We start from the raw sequence: 15,942 nt of genomic DNA on the forward strand, positions 1-15,942 counted from the left end.
TCTTTTCAGGGGGAAAAAGAGGGGTGGAGGCGCGGCCCGGAGTCGAACCGGGCTCAACGGATTTGCAATCCGACGCATAACCGCTTTGCTACCGCGCCTCAAAAAAAGCATCCAGCGCAAGGGCTGGAAAAAAGGGAAGCGCGCTGGCTTCCCTTTTTGAATTTGGAGCGGGATAAGAGGCTCGAACTCTCGACCTATACCTTGGCAAGGTATCGCTCTACCAACTGAGCTAATCCCGCATATTGTCAGATTGGAGCCTGACAACTTTCTTCGCTTTGGCTTGCGTCTTGATCGCTTACCTTGATCGTTTCTGGTGTCGCGATCAGCGAAGACCTGAACTATACATCGTTTTTGAGCAGTTGCGCAAGGTGTTGCAACTTTTCATCAAGATTTTGTCGCTCGCCACCTGGCGCCGGGATAACCGGGCCGGCCCGTCTCAGCCAGATCTGACCGAGGACGTACACTTGCGCCCCAGGCCCCGATGGTGAAATCGGTAGACACAGCGGACTTAAAATCCGCCGCTTGCTGAAAGGCGGCGTGCCGGTTCGACCCCGGCTCGGGGCACCAGGCCGTTCTCCAGCGGCACTACAGCACGAAGGGTTGGCCGACAAAGGCCCAGTCCCCGCCTCTTCCACCGCCACATGCCTAGAATGGTTCCAGCGACAAGCGGGAGCCACACCATGCGTGTACTCGTCCTCGGAAGCGGTGTCATCGGCGTCACCAGCGCCTACTGCCTGGCTCGCGCCGGCGCACACGTCACCGTGATCGACCGGCAGCCCGGGCCCGCGCTGGAAACCAGCTTCGCCAATGCCGGGCAGATCTCGCCAGGCTACGCCTCGCCCTGGGCCTCGCCTGGCCTGCCGCTCAAGGCCATGCAATGGCTGCTGCAACGCCATTCCCCCTTGTCCATTCGCCCTGACGGCAGCCTGTGGCAATGGCACTGGATGGCCCGGATGCTGCGCGAATGCACCCCTGATCGCTACGCCACCAACAAGGAACGCATGGTACGGCTGGCCGAATACAGCCGCGACTGCCTGCGCCAATGGCGCCAGGAGCTGGACCTGCGCTACGAAGGCCGCGCCCTGGGCACCCTGCAGATCTTCCGCACCGCCGAGCAGTTGCACAACGCCCGCAAAGACACCACCGTGCTGGACCGTTGCCAGGTGCCCTACAAGCTGATGACGCCAGGCGAGTGCATCGAGCAGGAGCCCGCCCTGGCGAGCCGCCAGCACCTGCTGACCGGCGGCCTGTACCTGCCTGGCGACGAAACCGGTGACTGCCAGCGCTTCACCACCTTGATGGCAGACCAGGCCCGCGCACTGGGCGTCCAGTTCCGCCACGACGTGCAGGTCGACCAGCTCTTGCATGATGGCCGGCGGGTCACCGGCGTGCGCCTGCTCAGCTCGCACGGCGCAGAAGTCCGCCTCGCAGATGCGTATGTGGTGGCCATGGCCACATACTCGCGTGGCCTGCTGCGTGATCTCGGGCTGGATCTGCCCGTGTACCCCGTCAAGGGCTATTCCCTGACCTTGCCCATCACCCAGCCTGATGCCGCGCCCCGCTCCACCGTGCTGGACGAGAGCTACAAGGTCGCCCTCACCCGCTTCGACCAGCGTGTCCGTGTGGGCGGCATGGCCGAGCTGGCCGGCTTCGACCTGAAGCTGCGGCCCAGCCGGCGCGCCACGCTGGAGCGCGTGGTGCAAGACCTTTTCCCCGATGCCGGCCCGCTTGATCAAAGCGAATTCTGGACAGGCCTGCGCCCCATGACGCCAGACGGCACCCCTGTCATCGGGCCGACCCGCATCGACAAGCTGTGGCTCAACACCGGCCATGGCACCCTGGGTTGGACCATGGCAGCCGGCAGTGGCCAGTTGCTCGCCGACCTGCTGCTGGGCCACGCACCGGCCATCCGCAGTGACGACCTGGCCTTGCGCCGCTATGAACGCGCGTTCTCGCACCACACAGGCCTGGGCCCGGTGCCCGCCACACGCACGGCGGCAGCGTCGCCAAAAAGAAAAGCCCCGCCAGGTTCGCTGGAGGGGCTTGTCTGAAAGCTGGAGGCGCGGGCCGGAGTCGAACCGACCTACACGGATTTGCAATCCGGTGCATAACCGCTTTGCTACCGCGCCGTGAGGCACGAAGTATCCCCGAAAATTCAAACACCTGCAGGCGGCCCTCAAAATTTTGTACGAGGCCCCTGCGTCAGGGTCGACGACATCACCAGATCAACTCGCCTGCGTAACCCGTCATCTCCAGGTAGCCTGAACCGATGACGCGCCCCTGTGCATCCAGCAGCTCGCTCAAGCCCTCCCAATAGACATCGCCGATGCCATTGCCGCCGTCCACTTCCTGCTGGTTCATGCGCGCTTTCACCGTGTAAGTCGTGCCAGCCAGATCCACACGCCAGGTCACGGGGTATCGGGCCCCGGTAGCCGGGCTGCGCCAGATTTCACCTGGTGTCATGCGGATCTCCTCGTGCTTGAAAACGCGATCCGGCCGACCAGCTTGCCGCAGCGTGGCCCCCTCCCACACCGTGCTGCCATCGCTTCGCCGCATGCGCACCACCATCAAGGCCGAACCATCCTGCAGGTTCATGCACACCCAGTCTGCCCCCACGGCATCAGGCGCCATCATGCGCCGCCCCCAGCCGTGGTCCAGCCAGGCCTGCCCCGTAACCCCGACCGTGTGCCGCTGGTAGCTCACCCGCCCCGTCACCTTCAGTTGAGGCTGCGAGTAATAGCGCGTGGGGTAGCCCAGAAAGGGGTCTCGGTGGATGGTGCCGTTCTCGCCATGCAGCATCACGGCCTGCGTGGGCGTGCAGCGCAGATCCAGCAAGAAATCAGGTGCGCTCACACGCCCCACATACGCCACCGGCCCCGGCGCACCACTGCGGGCCAGCAGCCAGTCCTGCAGGGTGACGCGCATGTCCTCCCTGGCTGCTTCCACCAGGCCGAAGCCCACACGCGCCATGCGCTGGTCATGCCATTCGGTGCCATGCAGCGGGTCGCTCAAAGAGGCTCGCGCACCGATCACATGCCGGGGCGCAAAGCGGCTGGGGTTCCGCTCGGCAGACTCCACCGCCGTTCGAAAGCAGGCCATGTGAAAACCCAGCGTCTGTTGCGCCCCCACCTGCAACATACCCTTGAGGTTCCACCATTCCGCACGGGAGTCCAGATGAGCGCCCTCGTCCTGCGGGAAGTGCAAAGGCGGCTCCGGTGGGCGTGCGGCGCTGATCACTGGCAGGTTTTGCTGCGCGCTCGACGGCATGGGCACCAGCCCTGATCCCGATGCGGCAGACCAGGTAGCCAGCTGCAGCCATTGCCGACGCGTCAGGCCCGGCTTCATCACCAATCCTCCTTCACCGCACTCACCACATCCGCCCCTACGGCAGCCCTCCCGGCCAGCCATGCCGTGAGCGTACCGGCCAGCACCACGCCCAGGCACAGCGCGGCCAGCCGCAAGCCGGGCAGCGACATGTCCATGGTCCAGTGAAAGCTCTGCGGGTTCACCACGTAGACCAGGATGAAGCTCACCGCCAGGCCCAAGGCCAGCCCCATCAGGGCGCCCACGCTGGTCAGCACGGCCCCCTCACCTGCCAGCACACGCCGGATCTGCGCTGACGTGAAGCCCAGGTGACCGAGCAGCCCAAACTCCTTGCGCCGCGCCAGCACCTGCGCAGAAAAGCTCGCCGACACACCAAACAAGCCGATGCCCAGCGCCACAGCCTGCAACCAGTACGCCACTGCAAAGCTGCGGTCGAACACCTGCAAGGTGGCCTGCCGGATATCCCGTGGGGACTGGAAACTCAGCAGCGTGCCGTCCAGCCCTTGCGCACTGGCTGCCTGGCGTATGCCCTCCTGCACGGCACCGGGCTGCGCCTGCGGTGCCAGCCACAAGGCCAGGTCATTGACTGTCTTGTCACCGGTGAGCCGCTGGTAATCAGTGGCCTGCATGATGAGCGCGCCTTGCTGGTGGGCATAGTCCCGCCATACGCCCAGCACCATCGCATCCACGGGCTCACGCCCCGCCTGAAGGGGCAAACGTAGCGGCGAACCAGGCCGCAGCCCATACAACTCGGCCATGGTCTCGCTCACATAGACACCCACGCGGCCATCCGTTGGCGGCATGGCGGCCCCCAGCAAAGGCAGCGCCAGGCGCTTGTCATCACCCACCGTACTGAAAGGCCGGGCGATCAGGGCCACCGGTGCTTTGCCCGCTTGCAGGCTCAGCCTGCCCACGCGCACACCCATCACCTGCGCCACACCAGGCTGATGCGCAATGGCATCCAGCAAGGCCGGTTCGAGATGCAAGGCATCGCTGCCATTGTTGGCCGCACCCGTGCGCACATACAGGTCAGCCGGCAAGAGTGTGTCCAGCCAGGACGTGATCGAGCCACGGAAGCTGGACACCATCACCGTCAAGGCAATCGACAGCCCCAGGCTGACCACGATGCCCGCGATCGCCACCGACGCCGACTGCCGCATGTGCCGCACGCGCTCCAGCGACAACAACAAGGAAGCGTGCCGCATCAAGCGGGCGCGGGGCAGGCCCTTCATCACGGCCTGGAGCAACAAGCTCACCGTGGCTGGCACGCACTCGATGCCACCCAGCATCACACAGGCGATGGCCAGATAAGCCCACACCGGCATGCCACCGAGCGGCGGCAAACAACTCAAGGCACCGCCCACCAGCAGCAAGGCAGGGCCCAGCCAGATGGCATGGCCCGAGCGCTCTGCCAAGGTGGCGCCTTTGAGCGCCTGCGCAGGTGCCAGCCGCTGCGCCATGCGGGCAGGCAGCACACCACCCCAGACGGCCGCCAGCACACCCAGTGCCCCGTACAAGCACGCCGCACGCCAGGACCACAAAAGGGCTGGCGCACTGCCCGCAAAGTAGTCGCCACCCAGATCGCCACCCGAGATGCGCAGGGCCAGTTGCGCCAGCCCTGCACCCAAGGCCAGGCCCAGCAAGGCGCCCAGCACGCCCAACACGCTGGATTCCAGCAACACCAGGCGCAAGCGTTCCCTGGCGCTCAAACCGAGCACGCCCAGCAAGGCAAACTGCTTCTGGCGCTGCGCCACCGACAAAGACAAGGTCGAGAACACCAGAAAGCTGCCCGTGAACAAGGCCATCAAGGCCAGCACGCCCAGGTTCACCCGGTAGGCGCGAGACAGTTGCAAGGCCTGCGATGACGCCGCCTGAGGCGAATCCACCAGCACGCCCGCCAATTCGGGGATCGCACCCAGCACCGCCTCAGGCTGTCGCCCGCCCTTGAACTGGATGTCCAGGCGCGTGACCTGCCCCAGCATCCCGAACGCAAGCTGAGCCCCCGCAATGTCCATCACCCCCAAGGCCTCGCCACCCGCCCCCACCGTGCCGGCCACCCGCAACACCATGGCCTGCAGCCCTGCCTGGACCTTGATGTCACTGCCAGGCACCACGCCCAGCACCGCCTGCGCCCTGGCATTCAGAAAGATCACACGAGGGTCGAACAAGGTCAGCCGCTCGTTGCCGATCACATCGCGAGAAACCTGAGGTATCAGCGCCGGTGTCATCAACCTGGCGGCCAGCGGGTCCAGCCCCAGCACGCGCAGCGGGTGGCCGTCCACCTGCGTCTGCACATCGATGATGGGGCTGACTGTGCGCACATCCGGGCGCCGGGCCAGCAAAGGGTACAAGGCTTCGTCCAGCCCGCCCCTGGCCGCATGCAGACTCACATCGGCCTGCCCATTGACCGATCGCACCGCGGCATCGAACTCGCTCAAGGCCGACTCGTGGATCAGGTGCACCGAAAAGGCCAGGGTCACACCCAAGGTCACCGCGAACATGGCCGCCATGTGGCGCATGCCGTGCCGACGCCACTCCTGCCAGGAAAAGGTCAGCAGCAGGCGCCAGATGGGTGAGCCCGGCGCCCTGGCGGCGCGCGCTTCAGCCAGCATGGCGCGCACACATCATCACCACTCTTCGGTGGGCTCCGAGCACTCGGATGCAACCGGGTTGACGCTGCAGCGGATCTTCTTGATCAGCTTGAGGCCCTTCTTGTCGTACAGGCCCTTCTCGGCCATGAGCACGCGGCCCTGGCGCAGCAACAAGGCATAACGCTCGTTGTCACGCGGGGTCAGGTCGACCCAGAAATGCTCGGGTACGTCCTTGTCAGCCAGCTTCAACGTCGCCATGGCCAGCTCGAAATTGCCCGCGATGTACTGCCGCGCCCGTTGCCCGAAACCCTTGGGGAACTTGGCCGAGCGGATGATCATCTGGTAGGTGCTGATGGTCATCGGCATGCGGATCACGGCCCCCTTGGTGCCCAGGCCGCGATACAGCTCGAAGGGCATGTAGGCGATGGTGGGCAGCACCACCATGTCCACATTGTGATTGTTGAACATCGGGCCCACATTGCTGATGTCCACCGACACGGGCCGAGCCCCGATGCGCTGCACCAGTTGCGACTCGGCCTTGTCCTGATCAAAAGTGCCAAAGCGCTTGCCTGCCTGCCCATCGATGGAGGCATTGGCCTTGTCGCTGGTAAAGACATAAGCCGCACCCAGCGGGAAGATGCCTGCCACCTCATACGGCCCCTCCACCATCATCTCGGCCGCCTTGGGCGTGCTCACCAACTGGATGAAGCGGCGCACAACATCGTAGCTGGCGTCCAGATCGACCTTGCCATTGCGCACGATACTTGAGGCGCCCACCGCATCCAGGGAAGCGGCCATGGCATGAAAAGCCTTGGTACGCAGGCCCGTGGCCATCACGGCATCGCACTGACCGGTCCGGAAGTCTTCCACGGCCACGCGCTCGTCCACATAAGGCTTCACATCGATGTCAACGCCGGCTTCCAGCATCTCCACATGGAAGTCCCGGGCGGCGCGAAAGCCATCGCCCTTGGCCCCCAGAGGGTCGAACACGCACATCTTGGCGGGCAGCAAAGCCGGCTCGGCCATCGCGGCAGCGGACGCACACCACAACGCGCACCACAACGCACCTGCGCTGAACAGTTTCATGACAAGAACTCCTTGCTTGATCACCAGTTTTCCGTGAGTTCCGTGCACTCGGACGCTTGCGGATGGATGCTGCAGCGGATCTTCTTGATCAGCTTGAGCCCCTTCTTGTCATAGAAGCCCTTCTCTGCCATCAGGACACGGCCCTGACGCATCAACAGCACATAGCGCTCGTTGTCACGCGGCGTGGAGTCGATCCACAGCTTCTCGGGGATTTCGCGGTCGCCCTTGGCCACGATGCCCATGGCCGTGTCGAACTGCGAGGCGAAGTAGTCCCGCGAATCCTGCCCGAAACCCTTGGCAAACTTCGCCGAACGGATGATGGCCTGCCCCGTCAGGATGAGCACCGGGAAACGCGCGACGCCCCCTTTGGTGCCGATGCCCCTGTACAGTTCCAGCGGCTTGTACACCATGGCCGGCGCCATGATCACATCCACCAGACCATTGTTGAACATCGTCGAGAAATTGCTGATGTCGGCGGCAACCGGCTTGGCGCCCACGCGCTGAATGAGTTGCGCCTCGGCCTTGTCGTAGTCCATGGCGGCCACGCGCTTGCCGGCGGCCTTCTCCAGGGTGTCGATGTTGCGGTCATTCACGAAGGGGTACACCGCCCCCAGCGGGGCGATGCCGGCCAGCTCGTACGGCCCCGCCACGATGAAGTCCGTGGCCTTGGGCGAACTGATCACGTTGACGAACTGGTGCACCACCTCGTAGGACGCCTTCAGGTCCACCTTGCCATTGCGAACAATGGTGGAGGCGCCCACCGAATCCAGCGCGGCAGAAAACGGCACATAAGGGCGTGTGCGCAAACCGGTGGCCATCACGCCATCACATTGGCCGGTGCGGAAGTCCTCCACCGCCACCCGCTCGTCCACATAGGTCTTGAGCTGGACGACATGCCCCTTCTTCAGCATCGCCAGGGCGTAATCCTGCATGGCGCGGTGCGTCTCGCCGGTGCCGATCGGGTCGAAGACGCAGAACTGGGCGCCATTGCCCTCCGGTTTGGCGTCCGCCTTGGCGCTGGTGGCAGCCTGGGCGCCCCCCACGCAGCTCGCCAGGAAAGCGGCAGCCAGCAACTTGGATGAAAACTTCATGTGTTTGAGTCGCAAAAAAACGAGGATCTTCGGGATCTGCGGCCGCAGGTTACCCGTCATCAGGACAGCCACAGCTTGAGGAAACCCCGCCCCGTGTTCGCCCAAAACCCCCTATCTGGCGCCTCATCGCCCCTCACATATGGGGCAGGCCCGAGGGAACCCTGATATTCCGCCCTTGGCCCTTTGTTAATCTGACGGTGCCGTACATCAAATCGATTCACGTATGACGTGCAGCATTACATTCACACATCTGGAAGAGATCGAGGAACACTCATGAAATTCACCAAGCACCTGGTTACCGCCGCCGTCCTGGCGGCCCTGGGCACAGCCGCCCAAGCCCAGAACATCCTGACCGTGGTCAACGGCGGCGCGACCTTCACCGGTTCTGGCGCCCTGACCTTCAGCGCCGACCTGCTGGGCGCGCTGGATACCGGCAAGATCGCAGCCACCGGCTACGGCGCAGCCACCCCGACCATCCTCAAGGATACGGACGGCTTTTACACCAGCATCCAGGTGTCGGCCCCGATGGCCACCCTGTCGCTGGACACCGATACGCTGGAAGTCGTCGGCGTGGGCACCAAGGGTGGCCTGACCCTGACCGCTCCCGTGGTCAAGAGCGTGTCGAGCGGCGGTTCGCTGACCGTGACCGACATCAAGGCTGACCTGACCAACAAGACCATTTTCGCCACCATCATTGGCGCCAATGGCGTGGGCACGGTCAACAACTTTGCGCTGTGGAACTTCAGCACCATCACCGGCACCACCGCCTACGCTGGCCCTGGCACCTACATCAACGACATCAGCGGCCTGAGCCTGACGGCAGATGGCTTCACTAAGTTCTCGCAAGCCCTGGGCCTGCTGAGCCTGGGTAAGGCGGCCATGAACGGCATCACCGACTACGGCACCATTCATTCCGTGCTCAACACCACGCTGGATCTGGGCCCCACCACGCCGGCTATTCCAGAGCCCTCGACCTATGCACTGATGGGCCTGGGTCTGGTTGGCGTGGCTTTCGCCGCACGCCGCAAGTCGGCCTGATTGCCGCTGCCCGCTTGACTCCACTGACGGGTGGCTGACAAGGCCACCCTGATTCTTCAAAACACACGACTGGGAAACCGGTTCGTGTGTTTTTTTATGGGAGAGGCATGCGCCAATGAAAAAGGGCCCTTCGTGTGAAGGGCCCTTTCAAAATTTGGAGCGGGATAAGAGGCTCGAACTCTCGACCTATACCTTGGCAAGGTATCGCTCTACCAACTGAGCTAATCCCGCATGTGCTGTCTTTCGACGGCGTCTTCGCTTTTGCAGATGCTCTAGAGTTGCCCCTTGCTTTGCTGCGTTGATCACCGTTTGGCGCAGTGATCAGCGAAGACCTGAACTATACATCATTTTTGACGTTTCGATCAAGCCGTCGCATTTTTTCAACCGATCAGTGCTTCATCACATCGCTGCTGCCCGCAGCCGCAGGGGCCGCAGCCGCTTCCGGCTTGGCTTCCACCTTGGCCTCTTCTTCAGGCAGTGGCGTGGGCTGGCGCTCCAGTGCCACTTCCAGCACCTTGTCGATCCACTTCACAGGCACGATCTCGATCTGGCTCTTCACGTTCTCGGGGATCTCAGCCAGGTCCTTCACGTTCTCTTCAGGGATCAGCACGGTCTTGATGCCACCGCGGTGAGCAGCCAGAAGCTTCTCCTTCAAGCCGCCAATCGCCGTGACTTCACCACGCAGGGTGATTTCACCCGTCATGGCCACGTCAGCACGCACCGGGATACCCGTCAGTGCCGACACGAAAGCCGTGGTCATGGCCGCACCAGCAGACGGGCCGTCCTTCGGCGTGGCGCCATCCGGCACGTGAATGTGGATGTCGCGCTTCTCGAACAGATCGTCGGTGATGCCCAGCCGGCGGGCGCGTGAACGCACCACCGAACGAGCGGCCTCGACGGACTCCTTCATCACATCGCCCAACTGGCCGGTGCGGATGATGTTGCCCTTGCCGGGCATGATCGCGGCTTCGATGGTCAGCAGATCGCCGCCCACTTCCGTCCACGCCAGGCCCACGACCTGACCGACCTGGTTGTCCTTCGTGGCTTCGCCGTAGCTGTACTTGCGCACGCCCAGGAAGTCATTGAGGTTCTCGTCGGTCACGACCACCTTCTCGGTGTACTGCTTGAGCGCAAAGCCCTTGATCACCTTGCGGCAGATCTTGGAGACCTCGCGTTCCAGCGAACGCACACCGGCTTCACGGGTGTAGTAGCGGATGATGCCGCGGATGGCGCTTTCAGCGACTTCCAACTCACCGTCCTTCACACCGTTGTTCTTGATCTGCTTGGGCAGCAAGTACGTTTGAACGATGTGCACCTTCTCGTCTTCGGTGTAGCCGGCCAGGCGGATCACTTCCATCCGGTCCAGCAAGGCTGGCGGGATGTTCAGCGAGTTCGAGGTCGCCACGAACATCACATCCGACAAGTCGAAATCAACCTCGATGTAATGGTCACCGAAGGTGTGGTTCTGCTCGGGGTCCAGCACCTCCAGCAGCGCCGATGAAGGATCGCCACGGAAGTCCATGCCCAACTTGTCGATCTCGTCGAGCAGGAACAGCGGGTTGCGCACACCGACCTTGCCCAGGCTCTGCAGCACCTTGCCCGGCATAGAGCCGATGTAGGTGCGGCGGTGGCCACGGATCTCGGCTTCGTCACGCACGCCGCCCAGGGCCATGCGCACGAACTTGCGGCCGGTCGCACGGGCGATCGACTGACCCAGCGAGGTCTTGCCGACACCGGGAGGGCCAACCAGGCACAGGATGGGCGCCTTGACCTTGTCCACGCGTTGCTGCACAGCAAGATACTCAAGGATGCGTTCCTTGACCTTGTCGAGGCCATAGTGCTCTTCGTTCAGCACCGACTCGGCGAGCGCCAGGTCATGCTTGACCTTGGACTTCTTGCTCCAGGGCAGGCCGACCAGGGTGTCGATGTAGTTGCGCACCACCGTCGCTTCGGCCGACATCGGCGACATCAGCTTGAGCTTCTTGAACTCGGCCTCGACCTTCTTGCGTGCCTCCTTGGGCATGCGAGCGGCTTCGATCTTCTTGGCGATTTCTTCGAGGTCTGCGCCCTCTTCGCCTTCACCCAGCTCTTTCTGGATGGCCTTGACCTGCTCGTTCAGGTAGTACTCACGCTGCGACTTCTCCATCTGGCGCTTGACGCGGCCACGGATGCGCTTCTCGACCTGCAGGATGTCGACTTCGTGTTCCAGTTGCTCCAGCAGCTTTTCCAGGCGACCAGAGACCGAGAACAGATCCAGCACGGCTTGCTTGGCTTCGAGCTTGAGCGGCAAATGCGCGGCGATGGTGTCAGCCAGACGGCCAGCATCGTCGATACCGGAGATCGAGGTGAGGATCTCGGGCGGGATCTTCTTGTTGAGCTTGACGTACTGGTCGAACTGCTGCGTCACCGCGCGGCGCAGTGCCTCAACCTCGGGCGTGATATTGCCTTCGGGCTGCACCGGCACCACATCAGCGGTGAAGTACTCGTTTTCGTCGTGGATGGCCGACGTATTGGCACGCTGCACGCCTTCAACCAGCACCTTCACGGTGCCGTCAGGCAGTTTCAACATCTGCAGAATGCTGGAGACGCAACCGATGTCGAACATGTCTTCCGCCTTGGGCTCGTCCTTGCCGGCGGCCTTCTGAGCCACCAGCATGATTTGCCGGCCAGCTTCCATCGCGGCTTCCAGTGCCTTGATGGACTTGGGGCGCCCCACGAACAGCGGGATCACCATGTGCGGAAAGACCACGACGTCGCGCAAGGGCAGCAGTGGCAGCGTGATGGGTTCAGAAGGAAGAATGGGGTGTCCAGACATATTGGGCTCACTTTCTCTGATGCCCACATGGGGCTTCAGCGATAAAACACAAGGGCACCGTGAAAACCTAGAAGTACAGGGTTTTCAGCGGTGCCCGTCAGAGCTGACCTATTCGGTTTCGCTCAGGCACTGGCCTTAGCCTGTTCCCGATACACCAACAAGGGCTTGGCGTTCTCTTCGATGGTGGACTCATCCAGGACCACCTTTTGCACTCCTTCCTGGGTAGGCAATTCGAACATCGTGTCAAGCAACGACTGTTCCAGAATGGAGCGAAGACCACGCGCGCCGGTCTTGCGGGCCAGGGCCTTGCGGGCGATGGCAGCGAGCGCCGGTTGACGGATCTCGAGTTCGACCCCATCCATGCTCAGAAGTTGCTGATATTGCTTGATCAACGCATTCTTGGGTTCGGTCAGGATACGCACCAGCGCATCCTCGGTCAATTCACCCAGGGTGGCCACAACGGGCAAACGACCAACCAGTTCGGGGATGATGCCGAACTTGATCAGATCCTCGGGCTCGACCTCGCGGAACACTTCAGAGAGTTTCTTCTCTTCCTTGCTCTGAACCGCGGCGCCAAAACCGATGCCGGACTTGACCGAACGGTTCTGAATGACCTTCTCGAGGCCGTCGAAAGCGCCGCCGCAGATGAACAGGATGTTGGTCGTGTCGATCTGCAGGAAATCCTGATTGGGATGCTTGCGGCCACCTTGCGGGGGCACCGAAGCCATCGTGCCTTCGATCAGCTTCAGCAAGGCCTGCTGCACGCCCTCACCCGACACGTCACGCGTGATGGAGGGGTTGTCGGACTTGCGCGAGATCTTGTCGATTTCGTCGATGTAGACGATACCGCGCTGGGCCTTCTCGACCTCGTAGTTGCAGTTCTGCAGCAGCTTCTGGATGATGTTTTCGACGTCTTCGCCCACATAACCGGCTTCGGTCAGGGTGGTGGCGTCGGCGATCACGAAAGGCACGTTCAGCAGGCGGGCCAGGGTCTGGGCCAGCAGCGTCTTGCCGGAGCCGGTAGGCCCGATCAGCAGGATGTTGCTCTTGGCCAGCTCGACATCGGGCTTCTTGTTCTCGCCCGTGCCCATGTGCTTGAGCCGCTTGTAGTGGTTGTACACGGCCACAGACAGCGTGCGCTTGGCCGTGTCCTGGCCGATCACATACTGGTCCAGGCTGGATTTGATTTCGGCCGGCGTGGGCAGGTCGCTGCGTGCAGGACGTGATTGTTCGGCTTCGGCAGCGACCTCATCACGGATGATGTCGTTGCACAGCTCGATGCACTCGTCGCAGATGAAGACCGACGGGCCGGCGATGAGCTTCTTCACCTCGTGCTGGCTCTTTCCGCAGAAGGAGCAGTAGAGGATTTTTTCGCTGGAGGAGCCTTTTTTATCTGCCATGGTGCAGGCCTGTCAAAGAGTCGGCAAGGGGGGTTGAGGACATGATAAGACAAATGCCCTGGCGGCGATCCCCGTGAACTGCCCCATCTTGGCGCGGCTTTTTTGCCACTTTCAGGGGTGTTTCGGGGTGCCAGGGCACCTGTCGGCTCACTGCCGCTTGTCCAGCACCTTGTCGATGAGTCCGTAGGTGGCGGCCTCATCGGCCGACATGTAGTAGTCGCGTTCGGTATCGTTCTGGATCTTCTCCAGGGGCTGGCCGGAACGCTCGGCCAGGATACGGTTGAGTTGCTCGCGGGTCTTGAGGATCTCGCGGGCGTGGATTTCGATGTCCGTGGCCTGACCTTGGGCGCCGCCCAGAGGCTGGTGGATCATGATCTTGGAGTTGGGCAGCGCGAAACGCTTGCCCTTGGCACCGGCGGCCAGCAGGAAGGCCCCCATAGACGCAGCCATGCCCATACAAAGTGTGGACACGTCGGGCTTGATGAACTGCATGGTGTCGAAAATCGACATGCCAGCGCTCACGCTGCCGCCAGGCGAGTTGATGTAGAACGAGATGTCCTTGTCCGGGTTCTCGCTCTCCAGGAACAGCATCTGAGCCACGACCAGGTTAGCGGTGGCGTCATTGACGGGGCCGACCAGGAAGATCACCCGCTCGCGCAAGAGGCGGCTGTAGATGTCATAGGCGCGTTCACCACGACCTGATTGCTCAATGACCATGGGCACCAGGCCCAGGTTCTGAATGTCCGTTGCGCTCATGTGCTTCCTTCTGTAGGTGGCACCTCATTCGTGCGAGGAACCACAAATGTGAGGTTGTGAAAAAGATTATGACGCTGGATACGCCCCGGTCGAACGCGAGAAAAAGCGCACGACTACCTTGGTCGTCTTTCCGTTGTTTGCAAGCACAGACAAAGTCGCACAAAACAAAAGGCACCTGCTTCCACTGGGGATTGCAGGTGCCCTTTGCAGAAAGAAAGCGAGGGTTGGCAAACGCCCGGCATTCACCGGGCAGAAGCAAACCCCACTGTGCTGCTGGGAAATCAGGCAGCGGCCTGTTGGCCCATCAGTTCTTCGAAGCCCAGTGCCTTGTCGGTGACCTTGGCCTTGGACAGCACGAAGTCAGCCACATTGCCTTCAATCACGACGGCTTCCACTTCAGCCATGCGCTGGCGGTCGCTCATATACCAGGCCACCACTTGAGCAGGCTGCTCGTAGCTCTGTGCCAGCTCTTGAATGTGGGCTTGCAGTTGCTCGGGCTTGGCTTGCAGGTTGTTGGCCTTGACCAGTTCAGCCACGGTCAGGCCCAGACGCACGCGGCGCTCGGCTTGGGGCTTGAACATTTCGGCGGGGATCGGGGCCTTGTCGGCGTCCTTGATGCCACGTGCCTTCAGGTCTTCGCGGGCGCCTTCCACCAGGCGGTCGGACTCGGCTGCCACCAGCGACTGGGGCAGATCGAAATCGACCAGCTTCAGCAGGGCTTCCATCACGGCAGCCTTGTTACGGGCAGCCACGCGGAACTTGACTTCACGCTCGAGGTTGCGCTTGATGTCGGCGCGCAGGGCGTCGAGCGAACCATCGGCCAGGCCCAGGCCCTTGATGAACTCTTCGTTCAGCTCGGGCAGGTTCTGGGCTTCCACCTTCTTGACCGTCACCAGGAAGTCGGCTTCCTTGCCGGCCACGTCCTTGCCGTGGTAGTCATCAGGGAACTTCAGGGGGAAGGTCTTGGAGTCGCCCGCCTTCATGCCGCGCACGGCCTTCTCGAAAGCTTCGAGCATCTGGCCTTCGCCCACGAGGAACTGGAAGCCTTCAGCCTTGCCGCCTTCGAAAGGCACGCCGTCGATCTTGCCTTCGAAGTCGATGGTCACGCGGTCGCCATCGGCAGCGGCTTCAGCAGCCGGGCGCTGGGCGAACGTGCGACGCTGCTTGCGCAGGATCTCGATGGTGCGGTCAATCGCTGCGTCGTTGACTTCAGCGGTCACGCGCTCGACTTCAACCGAGGCCACGTCACCGATCTTCACTTCGGGGTAGACCTCGAAAGTGGCGTCGAACTGCAGCTGGCCTTCAACCGGGCCGCCTTCTTTTTCGGAGATGCGGGGCTGGCCGGCCACGCGCAGTTGCGCTTCTTGAGCGGCCTGGGCGAAAGCCTCACCCAGCTTGTCGTTGACCACTTCGTATTGCACGGAGTAGCCATAGCGCTGGGCCACGACATTCATCGGCACCTTGCCGGGACGGAAGCCGTCTGCCTTGACAGTGCGGGCCAGCTTTTTCAGGCGGGCATCGACTTCAGATTGCAGAACGTCAGCTGCCAGGGACAGCGTGATGCGGCGCTCCAGCTTGTCGAGGGTCTCCACGTTGATCGCCATGATGTGATCTCTCAGTAAATAAGAATTGAGTCTGGTGCGCGGGGGGGGACTCGAACCCCCACACCATTGCTGGCGTCAGGACCTAAACCTGGTGCGTCTACCAATTTCGCCACCCGCGCATTGACTTTGAAAAGTCCGGCCGCCGGTCGTGCCTGCGAAGCGGCTCACGAAGTGAAACGGTCTCACGCAGGCCCACCCGGCACCCGGACAGGCTAATTTGGTCTGAACCGCCGATTC

General features: G+C 62.5%; 10 protein-coding genes and 6 tRNA genes. 3 read left to right on the forward strand and 13 right to left on the reverse strand.

Annotated elements, in window-relative coordinates; genetic code table 11:
- Positions 1-24: 24 nt before the first annotated feature.
- Positions 25-98 (reverse strand) — tRNA-Cys (locus JY96_RS02880).
- A gap of 65 nt (positions 99-163) precedes the next feature.
- Positions 164-239, reverse strand: a tRNA-Gly gene (locus JY96_RS02885).
- Positions 240-475: 236 nt separating this feature from the next.
- Between JY96_RS02885 and JY96_RS02890 the strand changes: the two genes are divergently transcribed.
- Positions 476-567 (forward strand) — tRNA-Leu (locus JY96_RS02890).
- A 113-nt stretch (positions 568-680) separates the two neighbouring features.
- Positions 681-2,051, forward strand: a complete 1,371-nt coding sequence (locus tag JY96_RS02895) for a D-amino acid dehydrogenase (protein ID WP_052162069.1) — start codon at positions 681-683, stop codon at positions 2,049-2,051.
- A gap of 4 nt (positions 2,052-2,055) precedes the next feature.
- Here JY96_RS02895 and JY96_RS02900 read toward each other — a convergent pair.
- The 5 genes from JY96_RS02900 to JY96_RS02920 all read right to left on the reverse strand — a co-directional run bounded on the left by JY96_RS02900 (position 2,056) and on the right by JY96_RS02920 (position 8,092).
- Positions 2,056-2,129, reverse strand: a tRNA-Cys gene (locus tag JY96_RS02900).
- A gap of 88 nt (positions 2,130-2,217) precedes the next feature.
- Positions 2,218-3,345, reverse strand: coding sequence for a lipocalin-like domain-containing protein (locus JY96_RS02905; RefSeq protein WP_052162070.1), 1,128 nt, complete (start codon positions 3,343-3,345; stop codon positions 2,218-2,220).
- Positions 3,345-5,936 carry an FtsX-like permease family protein gene (locus JY96_RS02910; RefSeq protein WP_052162071.1) on the reverse strand — a complete coding sequence of 864 codons (2,592 nt, stop codon included), beginning with the start codon at positions 5,934-5,936 and terminating at the stop codon, positions 3,345-3,347. Before JY96_RS02910 ends, JY96_RS02905 begins: the two co-directional genes overlap by 1 nt.
- A 15-nt stretch (positions 5,937-5,951) precedes the next feature.
- Positions 5,952-7,001, reverse strand: coding sequence for a putative solute-binding protein (locus JY96_RS02915; protein WP_152606340.1), 1,050 nt, complete (start codon positions 6,999-7,001; stop codon positions 5,952-5,954).
- 20 nt (positions 7,002-7,021) lie between these two features.
- On the reverse strand, positions 7,022-8,092 hold the full coding sequence (locus tag JY96_RS02920; RefSeq protein ID WP_035040962.1) for a putative solute-binding protein: 1,071 nt from the start codon (positions 8,090-8,092) through the stop codon (positions 7,022-7,024).
- A 273-nt stretch (positions 8,093-8,365) separates the two neighbouring features.
- On the opposite strand from JY96_RS02920, the gene JY96_RS02925 reads away from it, so the two are divergent.
- Positions 8,366-9,130: a PEP-CTERM sorting domain-containing protein gene (locus JY96_RS02925; protein ID WP_035034803.1), complete on the forward strand. Its 765-nt coding sequence runs from the start codon at positions 8,366-8,368 to the stop codon at positions 9,128-9,130.
- Positions 9,131-9,285: 155 nt separating this feature from the next.
- Here the strand turns inward: JY96_RS02925 and JY96_RS02930 are convergent.
- The 6 genes from JY96_RS02930 to JY96_RS02955 form a co-directional block, all read right to left on the reverse strand.
- Positions 9,286-9,361: transfer RNA gene (locus JY96_RS02930), tRNA-Gly, on the reverse strand.
- 157 nt (positions 9,362-9,518) lie between these two features.
- Positions 9,519-11,945 (reverse strand): endopeptidase La, encoded by a 2,427-nt coding sequence (gene lon / locus JY96_RS02935; RefSeq protein WP_035034806.1) that lies wholly within the window; start codon positions 11,943-11,945, stop codon positions 9,519-9,521.
- 122 nt (positions 11,946-12,067) lie between these two features.
- Positions 12,068-13,345, reverse strand: a complete 1,278-nt coding sequence (gene clpX / locus JY96_RS02940) for an ATP-dependent Clp protease ATP-binding subunit ClpX (protein ID WP_035034808.1) — start codon at positions 13,343-13,345, stop codon at positions 12,068-12,070.
- 147 nt (positions 13,346-13,492) lie between these two features.
- A complete protein-coding gene (clpP, locus tag JY96_RS02945; protein ID WP_035034810.1) occupies positions 13,493-14,101 on the reverse strand; it encodes an ATP-dependent Clp endopeptidase proteolytic subunit ClpP in 609 nt (202 codons plus the stop codon).
- A 281-nt stretch (positions 14,102-14,382) separates the two neighbouring features.
- Positions 14,383-15,705, reverse strand: coding sequence for a trigger factor (gene tig / locus JY96_RS02950; protein ID WP_035034813.1), 1,323 nt, complete (start codon positions 15,703-15,705; stop codon positions 14,383-14,385).
- Positions 15,706-15,737: 32 nt separating this feature from the next.
- Positions 15,738-15,824: transfer RNA gene (locus JY96_RS02955), tRNA-Leu, on the reverse strand.
- Between the last annotated feature and the right edge of the window lie 118 nt (positions 15,825-15,942).

The sequence above is a fragment of the Aquabacterium sp. NJ1 genome (genome assembly GCF_000768065.1).
Lineage (GTDB): Bacteria > Pseudomonadota > Gammaproteobacteria > Burkholderiales > Burkholderiaceae_C > Aquabacterium.

Bases quoted from the DNA above. Each gene is read 5' to 3' on its own strand.
- JY96_RS02895 (WP_052162069.1), top strand. From the start codon at position 681: ATGCGTGTACTCGTCCTCGGAAGCGGTGTCATCGGCGTCACCAGCGCC.
- JY96_RS02905 (WP_052162070.1), bottom strand. From the start codon at position 3,345: ATGAAGCCGGGCCTGACGCGTCGGCAATGGCTGCAGCTGGCTACCTGG.
- JY96_RS02910 (WP_052162071.1), bottom strand. From the start codon at position 5,936: ATGCTGGCTGAAGCGCGCGCCGCCAGGGCGCCGGGCTCACCCATCTGG.
- JY96_RS02915 (WP_152606340.1), bottom strand. From the start codon at position 7,001: ATGAAACTGTTCAGCGCAGGTGCGTTGTGGTGCGCGTTGTGGTGTGCG.
- JY96_RS02920 (WP_035040962.1), bottom strand. From the start codon at position 8,092: ATGAAGTTTTCATCCAAGTTGCTGGCTGCCGCTTTCCTGGCGAGCTGC.
- JY96_RS02925 (WP_035034803.1), top strand. From the start codon at position 8,366: ATGAAATTCACCAAGCACCTGGTTACCGCCGCCGTCCTGGCGGCCCTG.
- lon (WP_035034806.1), bottom strand. From the start codon at position 11,945: ATGTCTGGACACCCCATTCTTCCTTCTGAACCCATCACGCTGCCACTG.
- clpX (WP_035034808.1), bottom strand. From the start codon at position 13,345: ATGGCAGATAAAAAAGGCTCCTCCAGCGAAAAAATCCTCTACTGCTCC.
- clpP (WP_035034810.1), bottom strand. From the start codon at position 14,101: ATGAGCGCAACGGACATTCAGAACCTGGGCCTGGTGCCCATGGTCATT.
- tig (WP_035034813.1), bottom strand. From the start codon at position 15,705: ATGGCGATCAACGTGGAGACCCTCGACAAGCTGGAGCGCCGCATCACG.